The following is a 21,159-nucleotide window of genomic DNA, read 5'->3' as shown; positions in this document are numbered from 1 at the left end:
ATGGGTTTCTTTCTGGTCATGAAGGCCGAGCTGGTGCGCGTGTTCATTGTCATGCGCCGGTACTGGTTCCGCACGATCACCGGCATGGTCATCGGCTACGGCATGCTCATGGTGCTGGTGGCGGGGTTCATCTACAGCCGGCCCGAGGTGGAGCAGGGGCTCAGCAAGTTCAGCGACCCCGCCGCCGCGACCAACTTCGTCCTCGGGTTCATCATCGGCATGTACGCCTTCAGCGTGGTCGGCATGTTCACCCAGGGGCTTCAGGGGATGGCCACCAGCGGCGTGCTGGAGCAGCTCTGCATGAGCCCCCACGGGCTGATCGCCAACTTCCTCGCCCAGGTGCTGGTCGCCTCCGTCTCCACCATCATCTCCTCGGGCGTCATGGTCTACCTGGTTTCCTTTTCCGTCGGCGGCAGTCTGCACTGGGACACCCTGCCCGTCATGGTGCTGCTGGCGCTGACCTTCTTCAACCTGCTGGGTTTCGGCTTCATGGTGGGGGGGCTCGTGCTCGTGTTCAAGCAGGTGGGCCAGGTGGCGATTCTCATCCGCATGGCCCTCTTCGGGCTGGCGGTGTTCGCCCGCGAGGAACTGCTCCAGCAGCCGTGGCCCGTCCGCCTCAGCATCCATGTGCTTCCCGTCACCGACGCCGCCATCTGTCTCAAGCATGTCCTGATCAAGGGGCAGCTGAACGCCGCCGGGGAGCCCGCCAGCGTCTTCCAGCACCAGAGTTTCTACTGGCTGCTTGTCAGCTGTGTCGCCTGGACCGCCATCGGGATGACGGTCTTCAAGGTGATGGAGAACTGGAGCCGGTCCAAGGGGACCCTGGGCGCTTATTGACCGGACAACGGGGAACAGCCCTGCCATGCCGCAGAAACTGCATCGCTTCGAGTGCGACGGCCGGCGCTACGCGCTGGATCCGGAGACCTGTTTCTGCTTCGAGTGCGATGAAATCTCCGCGGCTGTGCTGGAACACTACCCCGAAGAGCCGGTCAACCGCATTCTCCACCTGCTCCAGGACCGCTTTCCCCGCCAGGAGCTGGAGGAGGTCATTGGCGAGCTGGAGTGGCTGAGAGCGACCCGGTCCATCCTGCAAACGCCGAAGCAGGAGGCGCTGGTCCGCCGGTATGAGGCGGAGCGCGGCCTCCGGGAGATGACGGTGGCGGCGCAGACCGGAGAGGACGAAGCGCCCGGGGAAGGGGGGAGGGCGGCCTCCGCCGCCGGGACCGGGTGGCGCCGGTGGCTTTCGCGGGCCGACACCGCCGCCGAAACCGTGTGCGCCGGGCGGACAAATCCCCTGCCGGCACTTGTTGCCGGGGCGGGACGTCTCCTGCTCGCTCGTTCGGGACCCCAGCGGGAGATGCAGCTCCGCGTGCTTCTGGAGGATGCGGAACCTTTCCGGGGCGCGGACTTCCGGCGGGAATGGAACGGTGTCCTTCAGGAACTCCGCACGCTTGCCGGGTGGGCCGGTAAAACGCTGACGGTTTTCGTGGGCCTGCGCCTCCCCGCCGCCGCTGCGGACGCCGCTCCGGAAGTGCTCCGGGGGCACGGATACACCGCCTGGTTCGTGCTGACGCCGGAAAAGCTGGCGGCAGCGGGGGAGGATGTGTGGCGCAGCCTGGCCGACGGAAAACTCGGCCGGCTCGACCAGGTGTCGAAGACATTCGCATCGTTGGACGGCGTGTTCGAGGGGCGGATTTCCATGATTCCGGCCAGGGCGCCCTTCGACGGGGCGGTCCTCGCGCTGGAGAAACTGGGATTCCAGGGCATCGAGCTGGACCTGGAGCCGGCCTTTGTCACCGCGCCCGGGCTGGACCCGGTGGAAGTCGGCCGCAGCCTCAAGTCCAACGCCGACGACTACGCCGAAGCCCTGCTCAAGGGGCGGATGTTTCGCGCGGAGCCCTTCGCGACCCTGTTTCTCCAGATATTCCACGGAACGCCCCAGTTCCGGCGTGACCCCTCCGGGGCCAACGCCCTCGCCGTCAATGGAAGGGGAGAGGTGTTTCCGGGGCCGGGCTTCCTGGACCGCCGGGAGTTTTGTGTCGGCAGGCTGGGAGTTCCCCCGGACGGGGATGCCCTGCTGCGGCGGTTTGAGGATGTTGGCGCGCTGACCACCTCCCCGTGTCTGCGCTGTTGGGCGGCGGGGCTCTGCGGCGGCGGAAGCGCCGCCGTTCATGCCGCCCGCACGGGAGACTTCCGGACGCCTGATCCGGCCTGGTGCGCCGGCTGGTGCGGCTGGATCGAGGGGGCCATCGCCGCCTTCAGCCGGATTTCCGGGGCCGGGGTGAACTTCACCCGCGTTTTTGACACCGTTTCACGCAAAGGAAAGCCCTCACTGCTGGCCCTGGCCAAAGCCCTCCGCCAACGGGTGGGCATGCGGCCTTTGGAGGAGGCGGACGCCCCGCTGCTCGTGCGCTGGGAAAATTGGAATCATGCCTCCTATTTCACCTTCACCGAACAGGGCACCCTGCTCGGCGCGCAGTATGACCGGGAGATGGACGCCCTGCACCCCTCCCCGGGGTTTCAGGAGCTCCTGGTCACCGGACGGGGGGGGCGGCCCATGGGGCTGGTGCGCATGGGGCCCGGCATGCCCCCCGGCACCGGGTGGCTGTGGCTGTACATGCGCCGCGGGGAGGACTACGGTTCCGGGGCGCTGCAGGCCGCCCTGCGCGAGTTCACCGACCAGGCGCTGGCCACCACGGGCCTGAAGCGGGTTTTTGCCCCCGCAGCGCCCGAGGAAGAGGGGCTGGCGGTCTGCCTGACGGCAGCGGGCTATGCTCCGGCGGGCGTATTGCGCGGGGCGCTGTTTTTTAAGGCCGCGTATCACGATGTGCAGTTATTTTGCCGGGAGTCCGGTTCCGACCCGGCCCCGCAATAATCTCTTGACAAACCCGGCGGTTCTGGGAGGACCGGCCTGAGCGGTGCGCCGTTGCGCCTGCCCCCGCGTGTTTCCGGGTATTCGCCGATCGTGGCAGGGGCTCCGGCTTGTGGCGGGGCTACTTTTTTTCGGCAAACCGGCGAAATTTCGGCGGTAAATAGTTGACTTTTTTTTCGATTTCCCGCACACTAGAGGGGGTGGACCCTGAAAAGCCCCCGAAAACTTCCCCGACACCGGGTGCGCCGCAGGTTGGAACGCCTGTGCGGGCGGCTGGTGTTGAACGTGAAGAAAGGCCCGCAAATTATGCCTCGCATCTTTCGTGTCGGTCTGGCCGTGCTGGTGGTTGTGGGCATGCTCACAACAGTCGGTTGCCGGGATAAATCATCGGAGAAGACGCCGTTGCCGGAGTTTGTGGCGGCTCCGACCGCCGGCTCCGTGCCGCTGACGGTGAGTTTCACTGACCGGTCCCTGGCCGGGGGCACGCCCATCGAGGGGTGGCAGTGGGATTTCGGCGACGGCACCTACAGCACGCAGCGCAACCCCGAAAAGACCTACTATCAGGCGGGGCTCTACACCGTGCGTCTCACGGTCACGTCCTCCCAGGGCAACTTCACGCGCGAGACGCGGGACCTTGTCGAGGTCAAGGATCCGACCACCTTTGACGTGCTGGGCGCGGCGGGCGGAACGGCCGTTGTCCGCGGGGTCAAGATTTCCGTGCCCGCCGGGGTTCTCACGGAGGAGACGGTTTTTGGGGTCAACGACGACGCCACCTCGGTTCCCATGCCCTCCGCGGAGGACACGGTGCGCCTTTCCGACTCCTACACCATCCAGCACAACAACGGCGGTGTGGACATGTACCTCGCCGGCGCGGACGGAAAGATCATTCCGACGGTGGTCAGCATTCCGGTAATCCGCGGCCGTGTTCCCGACAGCGCGGTGGAGAAGGGGCAGGTGTTCGTGCTGGCGCGCCTGGAGAGCGGGCGCATGCTTCCCATCCCGGCCTACGCGTCCGGGGGATATGTGGTGGCGGAGGTGATGCGTCTTCCCGCGCGCGCGGCCTACACCGCGATCTACCTCCCCGGCAGCATGACCTATGTCGCCGATGAGTTCGCCGCGGCCAAGGACGAGACAGACCCCGCCAGGGTGTGGGCGAGGACATGGAAGGTCAATGTCAGCCTGGAGACACTGAAACAGCTGACCGCGCTCCGACTTGGAAACATCGAGGACGGTGCCACCTTTGGCCGCCGCGACTTCACCGACGCGGAGATTGCCGAGACCGGCGGAGGCCTGATCCTCGGCGCGCAGGCGATTCATGAGGACTTCGCGGAGAGCGAGATACGCCGTCCCGCCCTGATCGAGCGCGAGGAGTCCTACGGGCTGGTCATCTACAACATGGCGGCTCAGTATCCCCCCACCTACGACCGGTTCTCCGGACTGGTGTACCAGGACGACTTCTTCGGATACCTGGTGGTGGATCCCGGCCAGCTGCTGACCATCGCCTCCGGCAACGCGGCCCGCCTGAAGGCGGATCCCGAGGACCGGGATGTCGCCCAGATCATCGGGCCGGCCGCCGCCTTCGTTGAGGGCATTTTTGATTCGGTGTTCGCCGCCTACGCCTATCCCGACCTCACGACGACCGGCGACGCCCTGTATGGCCTGGCGGTCCCGGCGGACCGGGACGAGGCGGGGAACGTGCGCGCGGTGAGTTTCCTGGAGGGCATCCGGCGGGGCGGGGGCGCCTACCTCGGGCAGTTCTACGAGGATCTGGACGCGCGCGGGCTTGAGCCCGGCCAGTTTGCGGAGCTTACCCTTCCCCTGGGCTTCCCCTATAGCCCGGACACCCCCGACTACGCCCAGTCCACCCAGGAGTTCTACTTCTATCTTCAGAATCTGTACAACGACGAAGAGGACACCGACCCGGACCACAACAACGACCCCGATTATGAGAACCCGCTGTATTTGCTCGCGGGAACCTTGGAGGGCCTCAAGGAGGCCGCGCAGGAGGCGGAGGAACAGGGGATTGTGGTCACTTTCCCGGAGGCGCTGCTGGTCACCCTCCAGGTCATGAACGAGGTCATGGAGGACACGCTTCCCGCCTATTACTGGGATTATGCCAGGGACCGCGCCTACGAGAACAGCGAAATGTCCCTTCTGCGCGCGTCGGACGGAGCGCGCACCCCCTACACGCTGAACGAGGGCCGGTTTGCCGCGGGATTCCTGGCGCATGTGCCCCTGGCGGCCCCCGGCGATCTCGGCGAGGTTACCCCCGGGAATTACCCCGAGTTCGCCGACATTCTTCCCCTGTCGGCGCGCGCCGTCGTTTTCGAGACCAACGCCATGACGACGGAGCTGACCATCACGGTCAACGCCGCCGACTGGAAAGCGGATGAAGACGGCAACACCCTCAAGGCCAAGGTCTATGTCGAGGGGCTCGACGGCGTCGAGCTGGACCAACCGGCGGGCGTCTACGGAATCTACGAACTGGCCGACACCAACGAAGACGGCGTCAACGACACCGTCATCATTTCCGGACTGCGCACCCCCGACGAGTGCGGCCGGCGGGTGGTGCTGATGGCGGCAAACCTCAACCTGGGCGGCTTCAACACGCTGGAGGCCTCCGCGCAGTCCTCGTCGGTGCTGGACATTCCGGAGGAGCAGGTGCTGCGCGAGTATGTGCATGCCTGCGACCCGAATTACACCTGGCGCCTGCGCAACACGATCAGCTCGCAGGGCAGCGGCTACACCGGCTACCTGCTTGAGATGACCTCGGGTGCGTGGCGCGGGGCCCAGGAGGTGTACGAGCCGGAGTGGCGCCACTACATCACGGTGGTGGAGCCCGAAAACGTCAGCTCCACGACCGCGCTGCTGGTCATTTCCGGCGGCAGCACGGGCAGCATGCCCTCCTCCTCCCTGTCAGCGGTCCTGCTGCCCTTCGCCAAGAACACCGGGTCCGTGGTGGCGCTTCTGCAGGCCGTGCCCAACCAGCCGCTCAACTTCACCGACGACACGCGCAGCCGGTCGGAGGACGCGATCATCGCCTACAGCTACGACAAGTACATGAACTCCTTCAAGGCGGGCGCCCCTGACATGACCTGGCCCGCGCTGCTGCCCATGACCCGGTCGGCCGTGAAGACCATGGACGCCCTCCAGGACTTCCTGGGGACCAAGGCGACGGGTCCGGTCGCCATCGACCGGTTTGCCGTGACGGGCGCCTCGAAGCGCGGCTGGACCTCCTGGCTGACGGCGGCCTCCGACGACCGCGTCTCGGCGGTCATGCCCATCGTGATTGACGTGCTGGGCATGGAGAAACAGATGGAGCACCACCGCCGCGCATACAGCAGTTACCCGGAGAACAGCCCGGAGAACTTCATCTACGGCGGATACTCGACGGCCATCGAGGACTACGTTGAGATGAACGTCTTCCAGCGGTTCGGCACGCCCGAGTCCGAGTCGCTGCTGAAGATCGTGGACCCCTTCACCTACCGCGACACCCTCTCGATGCCGAAGCTTATCCTCAACTCCACAGGCGACCAGTTCTTCCTTCCCGACTCCTCGCAGTTCTACTACAACGAGCTGCCGGGCATGAAGTACGTCTTCTATGCGCCCAACACCGACCACGGGCTCTCCAACAGCGGCGTGTCGCTGGACCAGGGGACCCTGGAAAGCCTTCAGGCCTTCTACGTCGCGCACGTGCGCAACACCAACCGCCTGCCGGGCGACGATGTGGTGATGCCGGACTTCTCGTGGACCTATGAGACGGACGAGACGGCGGGCAAGGCGCGGATCATTGTCACAACCGATCAGCATCCGGAATCGGTGACCCTGTGGCGCGCCGAGAATCCCGACGCGCGCGACTTCCGGCTCCAGGTGCTTGGGTCCGCGTGGCAGAGCCTCACGCTGGTCTCCGAGTGCCAGCAGGCCTGCCTTGAGGATCCTGACACCTGCGGATGCAACCCCGATGCGGCGGTGCAGACGTATGTCGCCGAGGTGAACATTCCCGAGGAGGGATGGCGCGGGTTCTTTGTCCAGGTTACGTTCCCCGGACCCGATCCGCTGCAGCCTGCCCTCATGTTCCGGTTTTCAACGCCCGTCAGGGTGGTGCCGGACACCTATCCCGACGAAGTGGAGTAGCCTTTCAATCAAGAAGGCCCCGGCGGCTCATGTCGCCGGGGCCTTTTCCGTTTTTTTGCCTGCCGCCGCGCGCGGGATCAGGGGGTGAAGTCGGCAAGCCCCACGCGCAGCACATGCACCCCGGCGGTCACAGCCTCAGCGGCGCCCGTCCCCAGCCGCGCGGCGTCCTTTTCCGTGATGATGACCGGGAGGGCGTCCCGGAGCAGGGAGGCGGGAATGGGTGCGTGGTCGGGAAGCGCGTGCCGCCGGACAATCCGGCAGCCCAGGGATTCCAGGGTGCGGAAAAAAGACTCCGGCCTGGCCAGACCGCACACCGCCGCGATCTCTGCGCCCCGGAAGCGGTCCAGTCCCGAAGAGGCGCCTCCGGCCAGCGGCTGGAAGGATTCGGGGGCGTGGCGCGTCAGGCGGACCGGCGCGTCCGGGCAGTGGCGGTGAATCGTGGCCAGCAGTCCGGGCAGATCCCGCGCCTCATCGCACCGCGTCACGAGAACATGGGTGGCGCGTGCCATGGCGTCCAGCGGCTCCCGAAGGATGCCCGCAGGCAGGAGGCGGCCGTTGCCGAAGGGGTTGCCCGCGTCCACCAAAAGCACATTTTCATCGCGCTCCAGGCGCACCGCCTGATACCCGTCGTCCAGGATCACCAGATCGCATCCCCGCGCAAGCGCCGCGCGCGCCCCGGCCACCCGGTCACGCGCGCGCACCACGCTCAGTTCAAGATACCGGAGGGCAAACATGGCGGCCTCGTCGCCCAGCAGCTCCGGGTCGGGCGGCGTTCCGGACTCCGCCCCGCAGTAAACGAAAGGCTCGGCCACCCGGCGGCCCCCGTAGCCGCGTGTGACCACGGCCACGCGCCGCCCCCGGGCGAGTTCAAGACCCGCGCGCTCGATGACGGCGGGGGTTTTTCCCGTGCCCCCGGCGGTGAGGTTGCCAAAACTGACGACGCGCACGTTCACGCGGACCCGCGGCCCGCGGAGGCGGTGGCGCATCCCGGCGCGCTGCACCAGGGACGCCGCCCGCAGCAGGGCCGCGACCGGGGCCGGAACCGGATTCCCCCGGCGGATGGTTTCGGCCAGTCGGCGCAGGGGGTTCATGCCCGCGAGAAGCGCTTGCCGCTGTGCTGGCGGACAAGGCCCTTGAGTTCGAGAATGGTCAGGGCGCTCAGGGTCTCCGAGACGGCCCGGCGACAGGTGAGGGCGATCTCGTCCACAAAGGCCCCCTCGGCGCTGAGAGACGCCAGGATGTCCGCCTCCAGCGCCGTGAGCCCGGGGGCGGACGGGGCGGGCGGCGGGGTCGTGTCCTGTCCTTCGGCCGGGGCAGTCTGTGAGCCGGGCGCCGCGTGGGCGGCGGAGGGGATCCGCAGCTCCACCAGGATGTCCTCCACCGTCTCCACCAGGCGCGCCCCCTCGCGGATGAGCGCGTGCGGGCCGCGGCTGTTGGGGCGTCCCGCCTCGCCGGGCACGGCGAAGACCTCGCGCCCCTGTTCGGCGGCGTGCTTCGCCGTGATGAGCGACCCGCTCCCCGGCGGGGCCTCGACGACCACGGTTCCCAGGCTGATGCCGCTGATGATCCGGTTGCGCTGGGGGAAGTTGGTCTTGTGCGCGCTCATGCCCATGGGAAAGGGGGAGACGACCGCGCCCTGGGCGATGATCCGGCGCATGAGGTCCGCGTGGGCGGCGGGAAACACCTGGTCCACCCCCGACCCGACCACGGCGATGGTGCGCCCGCCGGCCTTCAGCGCGCCCTCATGGGCGGCGGCGTCAATGCCCTCCGCCATGCCACTGACGACGGTGATACCCCGCGCCGCGAGGTCCCCGGCGAGCTGTTCGGCGATGGCTGTCCCGTAGTGCGACGGATGGCGCGTGCCCACGATGGCCACGGCGTACTGGTCCGTCTCCAGCAGGCCGCCGCGGGTGAACAGCATGAGGGGCGGGTCGTAGATTTCCGCGAGGAGCGCGGGATACGCCGGATCGTCCATGGTCACGAGTGTCGCGCCGTGCAGGCGCATCAGGCGTTCCTGGGTTTCCGCGTCCACGGCGTCCCGGTACTGCCGGATGTTCTTGGCCACGCTTTTCCCGACCACCTCGGCGAGCTCCGACTCCGCCGCGGCGAGCACCTTTTTCGGGGTGCCGAAGCGCGCCATCAGGCGCACAAAGCGGGTTCCCCCCACCCCGGGCACCAGTGCCAGTGTCATCCAGTCCCGCTGCCTTTCACTCATTTTCTGCGTCCCTTGGGCGTCTTCGCCCCCGAGGAAGGCGGCGTTGAGGTCTCCGAAGTCGCGCTGCCCTCCGCTTCTGTCTCTTCCCATGAGGTTCCTCCCGGGTCCGGCGGCCGGGGTGGGAGAGGCTCCAGCAGGAGTTCCCGGGCCCAGGCCTCCGGATCGGGGCCGTAGTTCAGCCCCGTGATTTCCTTCAACACCCGCGCCGCCGGCTGCGCCATGCTTTTGTCGGCGCGCATGACGTCAAGCAGCGCGGGTATGGCCTCCACCACCGGAAGCATCCCCAGCAGGCGGACCGCCTCCGCGCGCACGCGTGCGCCCTGTCCCGTCTTTCCCGCGGCGGTGTCGGCCACGGTGCGCCAGCCCGGGGGCGTGTTCATCTCCGCCAGGGCGCGCACGGATGACATCCGCGCCGCCATGTCGGGGTGCTCCATCAGCGCCACCAGATCATTATACGCCCCCGGCCACCGCAGCATGCCCAGGGCGCGGGCGCAGGTGCCGGCGAGTTCCGGGTCCGGAGCCCACGCGTGCCGGGCGAGGGACTGCGCGGCGGGGACCACGCCCATCCGCCCCAGGCAGTACGCGGCGGCGCGCCGGTGCCTGGGGGTTTCCAGTTCCGTATTGAGCGTCTCCAGGAGCAGGGCATCCAACGGTCCCGCGAGGCGGGGGAGGGCCGCGTCCAGGGCCCGCACCTTTTCCGGGGTTCCCCAGGCCATGGTGCGCATCACATAGGCGAAGAGATGCGCGGGCGGCGCGTCTGCGGCGCACTTTGCGGCGGCGTCGCGCACTTCGGGGGACGGGTCGCCCAGTCCGGCGACACAGCGGCCGATGTCGCGTTCTGCATTCTCGGAGAGGGGGAGCGTTTCCAGCGCGCGCGCGCGCGCGGCCGGGTCGGCCGACTCCGCCATGAGCTCGTTGACCCGTCCGGGATCTGCGTTGTCCCCCGCGGCGGCGGTGCTTCCGGGCTCCTGCGCGGGAAAGGCCGGAGGAATGATCGGGACCGGTGCGGTGTCCGGCGCGGGGGCGGGGGCGGGCGGCGCGTCATTGGGCCGGCCGGGCACATAAGGGGCGGGAGCGGACACCGGTTTCCCGGCAGGGGAACCGGGCGGGAACGCGCCCACCGGCCCGGCCCCGCAGGCGGTGTGCGCGAACAGGCAGAACACCGGCGCGAGGGCCGCTGGAAGGAGCATTCTGAAACGGGATACCATGGGGACATTGTCCGCAACGCGGCGTGTTGGCGCAAGTCTTTGGGCGCTCCGCGGCGTCGGGCAGCGGAAGGCGCGGCCCCCCCCAAAACCTGGACGTCTGCGGGCGGGTCTACTGGTGCGTTCAGCGGCGGCAACCAGAGGAGCGGCGCGGCCATGCGGAAGAAGGCGGAACCTGACGGCCTTTTTGTGGCGACCACGGCGGGTGACCGGGAGCGGGAGCGGTTCTCGCGCCGGTTCAACCTCGTTGAGGGCCTGCTCGTCATGGTGTTCATCCTGCTGGTACTGTGGGGCTGCGCCTATCCTTTCGGGGTGATGCTGGAGATTCCCGGAGTGCGCCCCGTCTCCACCCTGTGCCTGGTGGCGGGGGCGCTCTACCTGCTGTTTGTGAGTCCCCGCCTGCATGGGGACACCCTGTCCTGCTGGGGGCTGGGGAATCCCTGGGCGCTTTTCCGGGAGTTGCGGGCGGCGCCGCCCCTGCGGCGCGCGGTGCTGCTGGGGGTCATGGCGGCGCTTTTCATGGGGCTGAACGTGCTGAATTACCGGAACTGGGGCGAGGTGGCGGAGTTTCTGAATTTCGACAAGACGCCGCTCCGGAACTATGACCAGTCTTTTCCGGGGGTACTGCTGGTGGTTCTGTTCGGCAGCGTCCTGGCATCGGTGATTGTGCTGTTCGGCATCCGCTACGACAACTTTGGCTCCGCCTTTGCCACGGCCATGAAGATCGCGCTTCCCCTGCTGGGGCTGATTCTGCTGGCGGCGTTTGCCCAGCGGGGAACGGCGGCCTTCGAGGGGTTCAGTCTGCGCGCGTTCCTCATTGGCGCGTTTGGGTATGTGTTCTGGGGGTTCGTGCAGCAGCTGCTCTTCTCGTCCTACTTTGGCACCCGGCTGCGCAAGGCGTTCGGCCCTTCGGTTTCGCCGGGCAACCGGCGCCCCGCGGCCCGGCTTCCCGAAGCGCTGAAATTTGGCTTTGTGGGAGCGCTCATCCTCGGCCCCCTGGCCTGGCTGCCGATCCGGCTGCATTCCGGTGCGGAGTCGGTGCCGGTGTCCGTGCTGGCGGGGTTAATGACGGCGTTCGGGCTGTTCGGCGCGCTGTATGGATGGTTCTATGCGGTGGACCGGAGGCGCCTGCTGGTGGCCACGCTCACGGGGAGCTGCTTCGGCGTGATCCACATCAACTCCTACGGCCTGGTCGCGGTGACCTTCCTGCTGGGGATCTTCCTGTCCTATGTGTTCATGGAGGAGCGGAACCGGAACCTGGTTGCCCTGGGCTTTATCCACGGGGTGCTCGGGTCTTCCTTCGGCATGTTCTTCTCTGAGGGGCAGTCCGGCGCGCTGGAGGTGGACTACGGTGTCGGCCCGTGGAACGTGGACGACCCGTCCTGGGGCGTGCTGGTGGTTCCCGCCCTGTGCGTTGCGGGCTACCTGTGGGTGGTCGGATGGTATCTGTGCCGGGGGCACGCCCTGGAGAAGACCCCCTGAACGTTTCCAGCTACCGGACGTGAAGGACGAAGGGCTGGGTCCAGGCCTTGGCGTCGCCGTGGCCGAAGGCCTCCACGCGGAAGTAGGTGGCCGGGAAGAAGGACGGCGGCGTGAAATCGAGGGAGGGGCCGGGCACCCGCGCCACCACGCGGCCGTAGTTGCTGCACACATGGAACAGCTCGGCGTTGGGGGCCTCCACCAGAACATGCCTCCCCTCCAGGCGGATGCTCTCGATCACCACCCCGGTGGACGCGTAGAAGCTCCCGCGCCGGAGGGCGTCCACGATGGCCCCGGCGGACCGGTCGCTTCCCTGCACCATGACCCAGGCCACCCCCCGGTCCACCTCCTGGTGGTTGTCGTCCCCGGCATAGCCCCAGACAATCTTGTCGTTGCTCAGGAGCATGTCCCAGCGGTCGGTGGCCTCGGGGTTCCCCTCCACGCGGCGGGTGACGCCGTTGTAGATTTCAATGCCGGCGTAACCCTTCAGGGACTGGAGAACGGACTGCGGACAGTGGTTGAAATGCGGTTCCCAGTTGGGGTGGTTCATGACGGCCAGGCCGCTCGTGGCGGCGATCTCGTTTATAACCTTCTGCCGGTCCGCGGCGGGCTTCACGCGCGCCGTGGCGTTCATGTGGAGGATGTGGGGCCCCCCGGCGGTCACCTCGCAGCCGGGGATGAGCGCCATGCCGCAGGCGTCCAGGGCCGAGATGTCCGTGATGATGTCATGGTCCGTCAGCTGGAGAAAGTCGTATCCCAGGTCCGTGTAGGCCTTGACGGTGTCCTGCGGGCTGAGGTTCCCATCGCTGACGGTGGTGTGGGTGTGGAGGTTTCCCCGCAGCCACCCGGTGTCCTCCGGCGAGTACGGGTTCTCAAAAACGCGCGATCTGCTTAGGGTTTTTGTTCTTCCCACAGGGCGAGAAACTCCTCTCCGGAAGCCGGAACCAGCAGTTCCGGCCGGTACAGCCGTTTCACAATCGGGTCGGGAACCCGGGTGATTTCCGCAGTTTCCGGGATGTGCGTCAACTGGCGCAGCACCTTCTGACTGTCGTCACACTCGTAATAGGTCCAGGCGTCCCCCTTGCCCGGCACGAACTGGGATGTCCTAAAGTACAGCACGCGTCCGTTCCTCTCCCGCTTCAGCGGATGGAGATCATGCGGTCAATGGGCGTGCGCGCCCGCCGGATGATCTCCTCGTCCAAATGGACCTGATACTCCAGATTCTCCAGGCTGCGCAGCGTGTCCTCCAGCGTGATGGTGTTCATGTGCTTGCAGCGCAGGCTGCACGCGCGCACCATCTCGCGGTGCGGAAACTCGGCCGCCAGGTTGTCGCCCATGGAGCACTCGGTGAAGAGGGCGTAGCGCGGCTTCTCCACGTCCCGCACATAGTCCACCATCAGCTTCGTGCTTCCCGACACGTCCACCTTCTGAATCACCTCCGGCTTGCATTCCGGATGCGCCAGAATGACCGCGTCCGGATACTGCCGCCGCACGTTGTCCACGTCTTCCGGCGTGAACAGCTCGTGCACCTCGCACTGGACCGTCCAGCCGACCACCGCGGGCTCGTCGGAAGGAAGCGCCCCAAAGGCCGCCTCGTCCGCGTCCGCGCTGATGAAGTTAACGCCCATCTGGGCCGCCGTATTCGCGGCGAGATACCGGTCGGGCAGGAACAGGATGCGCTTGTGCCCCTGGTCCAGCAGGTGCTTGAGCACCTTGTCCGCGTTGCCCGAGGTGCAGCAGTAGTCCGACTCCGCCTTCACATCGGCGTAGGTGTTCACATAGGTGACCACGGGCGCGCCGGGGAAGCGCGCCTTCAGCGCACGCACGTCCTCCGCCGTGATCCCCTCGGCCAGCGAGCAGCCTGCCTTGTCGGAGGGCACCAGCACGGTCTTGCCCGGATTCAGGATTTTGGCAGTTTCCCCCATGAACCACACGCCGCAGAAGATGATAATGTCCGCGGGGGTCTTGGAGGCGACCACGGAGAGCTGGAGCGAGTCGCCGGTGTAGTCGGGCACCGAGTGGTAGAGCGCGGGCTCCATGTAGTTGTGCCCGAGGATGACGGCGTTCTTCTCCCGCTTGAGGAGGTTGATCTTGTGTGCGATCCCGGCCTTGGCCTGAATCTCGAAATCGGGGATCACGCGGTTCAGCCGGGCGCGCATTTTTTCCAGGGTGCCTTCAAGGGTTTCGGCGGGGCTAGGGTTGGTCATGGTGTGCTTCCTGAATGGTGTGCGTTGCGGAAAGGGCTGCGGGTTGGAATCCCTTCCCGCGCACTCTTACAATAGCACATCCCGCGTTCCGGGAAAAAGCGCGGGACGCAAACCGGAAAGGCCCCCATGCCGCATTCTCGCCCACTCACCAGACTGTTTCTGCCGGCCTTGGCGGTGATGTTGGCCGGAACGGCCGCCGCGGGGGCGGAGGGCCTCCCCGAGGCCCGGAAGGGCGCCCTGCTTTCCAGTCTTGGGCGCATGGCCTCCGGCGCGGCGTCTTCGGCGGACGACGCGCTGTGGCTGGAGCAGGCCGGGCTTCCGGACTTGGGCGGGGACGCCTGGCGGGCACTGTTCGGGGAGCATCTCGCCGCCACGCCGTACACCCCCGCCCTTGGGGCGCAGTGGTGGCGGCTCCTTTCCGAGCCGCGTCCCGAGCAGTCCGGTTTGGCGCGCATCGCGGGCCGTTTCTTTGCGGTCGTTCTGTCCGGAGCCCTGGAGCGGACGCCCCCGGACGCGGCCGAGTTTGACGCGGCCCTCGTCTGGATGGAGGGGGTGATGGTTTCCTCGGCGCCCGTGGCCGCCGAAGTGCGCGCGGGCATGGAGCCCCTGCTGAAGGCGAAGCCGCTCAACCTGTGCGCGCCGCCGGCGCCCCCGCCTGCGGTACCGCCACCGGCCGGCGCGGACGGAACTGTCTTGCCGGCTCCGGCGCCCGCGGAGCGTTTTGCCGACGCTTCGGCCATGCAGGCCGCGGTGACCCTTGGGCTGCTGGCCGGTCCGGAGAAGGTGGGGGACTGGATCAAGGCCCCCACGCCGGCGCTTCGGGCCTACCAGACCACCGGCATGTGGATTCTGGACGACGGTCTTCTGCCCCCCGCGGCCTTCACCTCCCTCCTGAGCCTGATCAGCGCCGCGCCCCAGGTGCTCACGGGGATGAGCGCGGTGGTGTGCCTTCCGTATCCGGTTCCGTTGCGGGCGCCGGGCGCCGTGGCCGCGCCCCCGCCGATGCCATGGGACGCGTGGACCGCGCCTGTCGCCCTGCCTCCGGCACTCTTGCCGCCGGTGCCCCTTTTCACCGGCGCGGCCCTGCGCCAGACCGCCGAGATGATCCAGGCCAAGGAGCTTGTCCGGCGCCCGGAACTGGTCCGGGGCTGCAATGAGCTCTTTGGCGCGAACATGGAGCGCGTTGACTCCCCCTTCCGGCAATGGCTGTCCGCCGCCGGCGTGCGGGGGCCGGGGGATTTCTATGCGGCCCTGGGGGCGCTTTGGATGGTCAACTCGCGGCTGATGCTGGACGCCGCCGCCTCCCTGTATCACCAAGGCGAGTTTGAGCCCATCGCCGCCGTGCTGCTGGTCGCGGATCTCTACTCCAACGGGGGGGACACCACGCTCCTCTTCGAGACGAACCCCGCGGGGGTGGTCTCCAGCCGGCAGGCGGCCCTGCGGCGCGCGGTGCTTCCCACGGGGCGGCCCTTTGTGACGGGAGTCGCGGCGGGGGAGGGGCTTCTCTATTTCGACCTCGAAGAACTGCTGACCCTCCTGCAATAAGGGGTTTCCGTGCGAAGAAGGAAGAGGTTGTGAGACTTTCCTGGATCCTGGCCACCGCCGCGTACTGCGCGTTCATTTTCTGGCTGTCGTCGGGGCCGATACCCGTTCCGAAGGCGGTCTCGTTTGTTGGCCTGGACAAGTTGGCCCACGCGGGGGCCTACGGTCTCCTGGCCCTGCTGGTGTGGACGGGGATGGCGCGCTCGGGCCGGGGCCACGCGGCCCGGCGCATGTTTTGGACCGCCGCCCTCTTCGCCACGCTGTACGGGGCCACCGACGAGCTGCACCAGTATTTCGTGCCCACCCGCACCTTTGACCCGGCGGACTGGCTGGCCGACGCGGTGGACGCCTTCGCCGCGGCGGGCGTGGCGCGGTGGTTCCGCCTTCGGGGCTGGTTCCCGTTCCGTCCGGAACCAAAGCCGTTTGCGGGGGATTAAGGGGGCGGGATTATTGCGATGGCCGGGGGGCAGGTGATAGGGTTTCAGGCATGGATTCTCCCATGGTTTCCCAAGAGGAACCCGTGCGCCGCAGGGGGTGCGCGGGTGTCTTTTTCTGCGCGATGCTCCTGGTGGGCGCGGCCTACGGCGGCGGTGTCGGCGCCTTCCTGTGGATGGTGGGCGACTCCACGAGCGCCGTCGCGCGCGCCCTGGCGGATTTTCGCCCCAAGGAGGGCAGCAAGGTCCTCAGCGCCGACGGCCAGCTGCTCGGCGAGTTCTCCATTGAGGAGCGCCAGGTGCTCCGCCTCTCCCAGATTCCCCAGAAACTGCAGAAGGCCGTGGTCGCCACGGAGGACAACACATTCTACTCCCACAAGGGGGTGCGCCCGGACGCGATCGTGAACGCGGTGCTCTACGCCCTGCAGAAGGGGCGGTCGCGGGGCGGCAGCACGATCACCATGCAGGTGGTGCGCAACGTGGAGACCCTCGGGGTCGGCCTCGAGCGCACCATGTGGCGGAAAATCCACGAGGCCATGGTGTCGCTCCAGGTGGAGCGTGAATTCACCAAGGACGAGATTCTGGAGCTTTACCTGAACCAGTCCTTCCTCGGGCGCAGCGCCTACGGGGTCGAGGCGGCCTCGCAGCTCTACTTCGGAAAGTCCTGCCAGGACCTGACGCTTGGGCAGTGCGCCACCATCGCCGGACTCCTCCGGGCGCCCAACCCCAACGCCCCCACCAACAACCTCAAGAACGCCGTCGCGCGGCGGAACATCGTGCTGGGCCAGATGCTGGAGACCGGCGTCATCACGCAGGAAGAGCACGATGCCGCCGCGGCGGAGGATCTCGGCGCCCAGGTGGTCGCCGAGGATGCGGCCGTCCGCATGGACGCGGAGGCGGTGGTGGCGAAGCGGACCGCCGGGTTCAAGGCCCCCTATTTTGTGGAGGAGATCCGGCGCAGCGTGCTGGAGAAGTACGAGAAGTCCGAGGTGTTCGAGGGGGGGCTGGAAATCTACACCACCCTCGACATGCGTCTCCAGTCGGAGGCGGAGCGCGCCCTGCTGACCGCCCTGGACGCGTTTGACGACAAGGAAAGGAAGAAACTGGAGAAACAGGGGAAGGCGGAGGAGTTTGCGCCCGTGGCGGGCGCGCTGGTCTGCATAGACAACCGCCCGCAGTACAGGGGCTTTGTCCGGGCCATGGTCGGCGGCCGCGACTTCGAGCGGGAGAAATTCAACACGGCCACGCAGGCCCGCCGCCAGCCCGGTTCCAGCATCAAGCCCTTCGTCTGGGCGGCCGCCGTTGCGGCGGGGTACACCCCCTCCACCGTCATCCTGGACGGGCCCTTCACCCGCGTCACGCCCAACGGCACCGTGTGGTCGCCCAAGAACTACGACGCCGCCTACATGGGCCCGGTGCCCATCCGCCATGCCCTGGAACGGTCCCTGAACATCGTGTCCGTGAAACTGGTGGACCAGATCGGCCCCCCCGTCGTGCGCTCCGTCCTGAAGCGCTGCGGCATCCCCACGGAGGTCGAGGGACTCACCATCGCGCTCGGCTCCCCGGAGGTGCGTGTGCTGGAGCACTGCGCCGCCTATTCCTGCTTTCCCAACGGGGGGGTGCGGCATGACCCCGTCATGATCACGGACATCCGCGACCGGGACGGCGCCCAGCGGTACAGCCACCGCGACTACGCGCGGTCAGAGCAGGCGCTGGACCCCCGGGTGGCCTATGTGACCCTGCACATGATGCGCGGTGTGTGCACGCCGGGCCCCGGCGCCACGGGATGGCGCGCCAGCACGCTCAAGCGGCCCGTGGGCGGCAAGACGGGCACCACCAACGGCAGCCGGGACGCGTGGTTCTGCGGGTTCACGAAGGAGTACACCACTGTGGTCTGGATCGGCTACCGGGACAACCGGCCCCTTGGCCGCGGCGCGGACTACACCGGCGGCCGTCTGGCCTGCCCCATCTGGGTGGACTTCATGACCGAGGCACTGGACGGCATGCCGGTGGAGGAGTTCGACGTGCCGCCCGGCATCGAGTTTTTCAGTATTGACCGGCAAAGCGGCGTTGCGGGCGGGAACTACCGCGAGGCCTATGTCGCGGGCACCGCCCCGCCGCAGGTCTGGCAGGGCGCCCAGGGCGAACCTGCGGCGCAGGGCGGGGACCCCGCTGTCCCCGGGGAGGATCTCGGCCTGCTGGAGGCACTGTAGGGAAGAATAATTGTTGACTGGCGGGGGCGATGGGGGTACAATCATTTTCGCTTTCCGGAAAGCCCGCAGGTGAGGAGGCGGGCACCGGGGCGGGGTGTTCAACGTGTTGCCGGGGGCGCTGTAAGGAACGTGCGCGCATGAGAGGCATGACATTCGCGAATTTCAGAACCGACGACAACAACCAGTCGGCGTTTGATGTCTGCCGCCGGCTCGCCGCGCTGGAGGACGGGGTCGTGTCCCCCGTCACCCTCCTGGGGGACAAGGGGGTCGGCAAGAGCCACCTGCTCTGGGCCATTGTCAACCATTTCCGGGAAAACCAGACCCGGGTCAGCATTGCCCTGATCAGCGCGAGCGATTTTCCGCGCAAGGCGCGCGCCCTCGCAAAAGACCCCTCCCCGATCCAGCGGTCCCGTCCCGCCGTGCTGCTTGTGGACGAGCTGGAACTCTTCAAGGACGACACGGAGGAGCTGGAGGGCGTGGTGCGGGCCTTCCTGGACAACGGGAAGATCGTCGTGCTCGCCTCGCGCGTGCATCCGAGCATGCTCAGCGCGTGCAGCGGCGCGTTCAAGGCCGTGCTGACGCGCGGACAGGTCATCGGCCTGGGCGCCCCGGAATCGGACACCGAGTCCATCGCGGGGGTGCCCGCGTTTGCCCTGGAGCAGATTGCCTCCCTGCGAAACACCGTGGCCGACCTGGAGCGCGAGCGTCAGCGGCTGATGGACAGTCTGGAGGGCGGCGGGGCGGCGCCGGACGGCACCGCTTCGGACAGCCAGTCTTTGCGCCAGGAACTGGAGACGGTCCGTCTTGCCCTGGAGGGCAGCGAGGGCGAGCTGCAGACCATGCGCATGGACGTTGAGGCGGTGAGGGAGCGCGACGAGGCGGCCGCCGCCGCGCTGGCGGAGCTGCGCGCGCGCGTTTCCGTGAGGCAGGCCGAGATGCGGCGGCGGGTCGAGGGGCTTCAGGAGGCGCTGGGCACGCTGGCGGCGGAAATGGACGCCGCGGAGGCGGGCGCCGGCGGGGCGGACGAGGCGTTTGAGCGGCTGGCTTCGGAGAAGTGGAAGGCCGAGGCCGCGCTGGAGGAGGCCCAGGGCCGCGCGGCGGTGCTGGCGGAGGAAGTGGCGGCGTTGCAGGCGCGGGGGAAGGCCGCGGCGGGCGGCGCGGTGGGGCCGTTGCCCGTGTCGGAAGATCTCAAGGACGCCATCGGCCGCGCCTTCGCCGACCCGGCGGAGGAGGACGAGGAGCTGACCTGGGCCGAGCCGGAGCGTGACGACGAGGAACCGCCCCAGGCATGACGGAGGACTTCGCCGCCCGCGTCATCGGCCTGTTCGAGCGGATTCATCCCCTCGACCGCGTGCCGCGCGCGGGCTTCCTGCTGCGGGGTGTCCCCGAGCCGGAAAGTGTGGCCGCCCATTCCCACGCCGTCTCCCTCATGGCGGTGTGTTTTCTGGAAGCCCATCCCGGGCGCTGGGACTTTCGGCGCGCCGTCGGCATGGCCCTCATCCACGACCTGTCCGAGGCTGTGCTCATGGACATTCCCATGCCCGCCGCGGACGCGCATTTCCGGCGGGAGAAGCAGGCCGCCGAGCAGGCGATCCTGGAGGGGCTGTTTGCGGGGTTTTCGTTTTCTGACGGCATGGCCGGGCTGCACCGGGAGCTGGTGGAGGGGGAGACGGGGGAGGCGCGGCTGGTGCGCGGCCTGGACAAGGCGCAGATGATGATCAAGGTGCTCTGCTATGAGGCGGAGCACCGGGGCCGCCTCGCGGAGTTCTGGGAGAACCCCGCCAACTTCAACGACTACGGCGTGTCGGAGGTGTCCCGCCTGTTCGACGCCGTCTGCGCGCGGGCGGGCAGGCCCCGGCCCCGCTGACACGGGCTCAGGCCATCCGGCGCTGAAGCGCCACCACCACCCCCTGCACCTGCACCTCCCCCGCCGGAAAGCGCATGGGCCGCATGGCCGCGTTCGCCGGCCGCAGCTCCACCACCCCGCCGTCCGGGTGAAAGTGCTTCACCGTCGCCTCGCCGTCCACCAGCGCGACCACCACATCCCCCGGACGCGGCGCGCGGTCATGGTCCACCACGACAATGTCCCCCTCCAGGATGCCGTCCTCGATCATGCTGTCCCCGGCAACGCGCAGGCAGTAGAGGGTGTTTCCCGGCTGGCCCGTCTCGACGGGAAGGTAGGACTCCACGTTTTCCAGGGCGAGGGTGGGGGACCCCGCGGCCACACGGCCGAGCAGGGGGGCCATGCGCACATTGGGGGTGAACAGGTGGGCGACCCCCTTGTCCGTCACGCGCAGGCTGCGCGCCTTGGAGGAGGACCGCTCAATGTACCCCTTGCGTTCCAGAGAGACCAGGTGGTCGTTCACGCCGTTGGTCGAGGCGATGCTGAACCGTTCGCCGATCTCGGCGATGGTCGGCGGGAAGCCGTTGTCCCGCACGCTCTCGATGATGAACTCAAGAATGTCCTGCTGCCGCCGGGTCAGTTCGCGTGTCATGCCTGTTCCTCCCAAGGTTGAGGATGCCGGGCGCACCTGAAAACAATAAACTGAATCTTCTTTCAGATAGTATACCCCGTCCCCGGCGCGAATGCAACCGCCGGCAAAGGCTCCGAAACGCCGTATAGGCGGCTGCGGATGCCGACGCCATGCCGGGAACGAGATGGCTTCAGGCGCTGCGCGCCTTCGCCATGACGCTGAGACACACGTCATGGCGAGCGAAGCGACGCCATCTCGTTCCCGCCACGGCTCCGGCACAGCGCGTCATGGCGAGCATCTGACCGCCCGTGGGCGGGAATGTCGTTCAAGAAAGGCGTGTCAGGCGTCAGATGTCGCGGGAGCCCCCGCACGTTCTTGGGGAGT

16 protein-coding genes are annotated in these 21,159 nt (G+C 67.8%); 9 read left to right on the top strand and 7 right to left on the bottom strand.

Annotation, left to right across the window (positions count from 1 at the left end; genetic code table 11):
• From GXY15_07965 to GXY15_07955, 3 genes are all read left to right on the top strand, one after another.
• Window positions 1–837 carry an ABC transporter permease gene (locus tag GXY15_07965; protein ID NLV41150.1) on the top strand — a complete coding sequence of 279 codons (837 nt, stop codon included), beginning with the start codon at window positions 1–3 and terminating at the stop codon, window positions 835–837.
• 25 nt (window positions 838–862) lie between these two features.
• Window positions 863–2,875, top strand: a complete 2,013-nt coding sequence (locus tag GXY15_07960) for a hypothetical protein (protein ID NLV41149.1) — start codon at window positions 863–865, stop codon at window positions 2,873–2,875.
• A 303-nt stretch (window positions 2,876–3,178) separates the two neighbouring features.
• A complete protein-coding gene (locus tag GXY15_07955) occupies window positions 3,179–7,006 on the top strand; it encodes a PKD domain-containing protein (GenBank protein NLV41148.1) in 3,828 nt (1,275 codons plus the stop codon).
• A 77-nt stretch (window positions 7,007–7,083) separates the two neighbouring features.
• Here the strand turns inward: GXY15_07955 and lpxK are convergent, their stop codons facing one another.
• Genes lpxK through GXY15_07940 form a run of 3 tightly spaced genes read right to left on the bottom strand, consistent with a single transcriptional unit; the run spans window position 7,084 to window position 10,429 of the window.
• Window positions 7,084–8,097: a tetraacyldisaccharide 4'-kinase gene (lpxK, locus tag GXY15_07950; GenBank protein ID NLV41147.1), complete on the bottom strand. Its 1,014-nt coding sequence runs from the start codon at window positions 8,095–8,097 to the stop codon at window positions 7,084–7,086.
• Complete coding sequence (gene dprA / locus GXY15_07945) at window positions 8,094–9,197, bottom strand: DNA-protecting protein DprA (protein NLV41146.1); 1,104 nt, start codon at window positions 9,195–9,197, stop codon at window positions 8,094–8,096. The genes lpxK and dprA overlap by 4 nt, the downstream gene beginning before the upstream one ends.
• A 20-nt stretch (window positions 9,198–9,217) precedes the next feature.
• Entirely contained in the window at window positions 9,218–10,429 is a 1,212-nt protein-coding gene (locus GXY15_07940) for a hypothetical protein (protein ID NLV41145.1), read from the bottom strand.
• 153 nt (window positions 10,430–10,582) lie between these two features.
• Between GXY15_07940 and GXY15_07935 the strand changes: the two genes are divergently transcribed.
• Window positions 10,583–11,908 carry a hypothetical protein gene (locus GXY15_07935; protein ID NLV41144.1) on the top strand — a complete coding sequence of 442 codons (1,326 nt, stop codon included), beginning with the start codon at window positions 10,583–10,585 and terminating at the stop codon, window positions 11,906–11,908.
• 10 nt (window positions 11,909–11,918) lie between these two features.
• On the opposite strand, the gene GXY15_07930 is transcribed toward GXY15_07935, so the two are convergent.
• Genes GXY15_07930 through nadA form a run of 3 tightly spaced genes read right to left on the bottom strand, consistent with a single transcriptional unit; the run spans window position 11,919 to window position 14,112 of the window.
• Entirely contained in the window at window positions 11,919–12,818 is a 900-nt protein-coding gene (locus GXY15_07930) for a CehA/McbA family metallohydrolase (GenBank protein ID NLV41143.1), read from the bottom strand.
• Window positions 12,797–13,024 carry a hypothetical protein gene (locus GXY15_07925; GenBank protein NLV41142.1) on the bottom strand — a complete coding sequence of 76 codons (228 nt, stop codon included), beginning with the start codon at window positions 13,022–13,024 and terminating at the stop codon, window positions 12,797–12,799. Before GXY15_07925 ends, GXY15_07930 begins: the two co-directional genes overlap by 22 nt.
• A gap of 20 nt (window positions 13,025–13,044) precedes the next feature.
• The gene (nadA, locus tag GXY15_07920; GenBank protein NLV41141.1) at window positions 13,045–14,112 is read right to left on the bottom strand and encodes a quinolinate synthase NadA; all 1,068 of its coding nucleotides are present in this window, start codon (window positions 14,110–14,112) and stop codon (window positions 13,045–13,047) included.
• 126 nt (window positions 14,113–14,238) lie between these two features.
• Between nadA and GXY15_07915 the strand changes: the two genes are divergently transcribed.
• The 5 genes from GXY15_07915 to GXY15_07895 all read left to right on the top strand — a co-directional run bounded on the left by GXY15_07915 (window position 14,239) and on the right by GXY15_07895 (window position 20,168).
• On the top strand, window positions 14,239–15,657 hold the full coding sequence (locus GXY15_07915; GenBank protein ID NLV41140.1) for a hypothetical protein: 1,419 nt from the start codon (window positions 14,239–14,241) through the stop codon (window positions 15,655–15,657).
• A gap of 29 nt (window positions 15,658–15,686) precedes the next feature.
• Window positions 15,687–16,091: a VanZ family protein gene (locus tag GXY15_07910; protein NLV41139.1), complete on the top strand. Its 405-nt coding sequence runs from the start codon at window positions 15,687–15,689 to the stop codon at window positions 16,089–16,091.
• A gap of 62 nt (window positions 16,092–16,153) precedes the next feature.
• Window positions 16,154–18,301 (top strand): PBP1A family penicillin-binding protein, encoded by a 2,148-nt coding sequence (locus tag GXY15_07905; protein NLV41138.1) that lies wholly within the window; start codon window positions 16,154–16,156, stop codon window positions 18,299–18,301.
• A 137-nt stretch (window positions 18,302–18,438) separates the two neighbouring features.
• Window positions 18,439–19,593, top strand: a complete 1,155-nt coding sequence (locus GXY15_07900; GenBank protein ID NLV41137.1) for a hypothetical protein — start codon at window positions 18,439–18,441, stop codon at window positions 19,591–19,593.
• A complete protein-coding gene (locus tag GXY15_07895; GenBank protein NLV41136.1) occupies window positions 19,590–20,168 on the top strand; it encodes an HD domain-containing protein in 579 nt (192 codons plus the stop codon). The genes GXY15_07900 and GXY15_07895 overlap by 4 nt, the downstream gene beginning before the upstream one ends.
• Before the next feature lie 7 nt (window positions 20,169–20,175).
• Here the strand turns inward: GXY15_07895 and lexA are convergent, their stop codons facing one another.
• Window positions 20,176–20,796 (bottom strand): transcriptional repressor LexA, encoded by a 621-nt coding sequence (gene lexA, locus GXY15_07890; GenBank protein NLV41135.1) that lies wholly within the window; start codon window positions 20,794–20,796, stop codon window positions 20,176–20,178.
• Window positions 20,797–21,159: the final 363 nt, after the last annotated feature.

The organism is Candidatus Hydrogenedentota bacterium (assembly GCA_012730045.1).
In the GTDB taxonomy this organism is placed as follows: Bacteria; Hydrogenedentota; Hydrogenedentia; order Hydrogenedentales; family CAITNO01; genus JAAYBR01.
The sequence above is the reverse complement of the archived record's forward strand: the minus strand, read 5'-3'. Positions and strand labels throughout refer to the sequence as shown.

Coding starts and splice junctions, on each gene's coding strand:
- GXY15_07965 (NLV41150.1), top strand. CDS start 1: ATGGGTTTCTTTCTGGTCATGAAGGCCGAGCTGGTGCGCGTGTTCATT.
- GXY15_07960 (NLV41149.1), top strand. CDS start 863: ATGCCGCAGAAACTGCATCGCTTCGAGTGCGACGGCCGGCGCTACGCG.
- GXY15_07955 (NLV41148.1), top strand. CDS start 3,179: ATGCCTCGCATCTTTCGTGTCGGTCTGGCCGTGCTGGTGGTTGTGGGC.
- lpxK (NLV41147.1), bottom strand. CDS start 8,097: ATGAACCCCCTGCGCCGACTGGCCGAAACCATCCGCCGGGGGAATCCG.
- dprA (NLV41146.1), bottom strand. CDS start 9,197: ATGACACTGGCACTGGTGCCCGGGGTGGGGGGAACCCGCTTTGTGCGC.
- GXY15_07940 (NLV41145.1), bottom strand. CDS start 10,429: ATGGTATCCCGTTTCAGAATGCTCCTTCCAGCGGCCCTCGCGCCGGTG.
- GXY15_07935 (NLV41144.1), top strand. CDS start 10,583: ATGCGGAAGAAGGCGGAACCTGACGGCCTTTTTGTGGCGACCACGGCG.
- nadA (NLV41141.1), bottom strand. CDS start 14,112: ATGACCAACCCTAGCCCCGCCGAAACCCTTGAAGGCACCCTGGAAAAA.
- GXY15_07915 (NLV41140.1), top strand. CDS start 14,239: ATGCCGCATTCTCGCCCACTCACCAGACTGTTTCTGCCGGCCTTGGCG.
- GXY15_07905 (NLV41138.1), top strand. CDS start 16,154: ATGGTTTCCCAAGAGGAACCCGTGCGCCGCAGGGGGTGCGCGGGTGTC.
- GXY15_07900 (NLV41137.1), top strand. CDS start 18,439: ATGAGAGGCATGACATTCGCGAATTTCAGAACCGACGACAACAACCAG.
- GXY15_07895 (NLV41136.1), top strand. CDS start 19,590: ATGACGGAGGACTTCGCCGCCCGCGTCATCGGCCTGTTCGAGCGGATT.
- lexA (NLV41135.1), bottom strand. CDS start 20,796: ATGACACGCGAACTGACCCGGCGGCAGCAGGACATTCTTGAGTTCATC.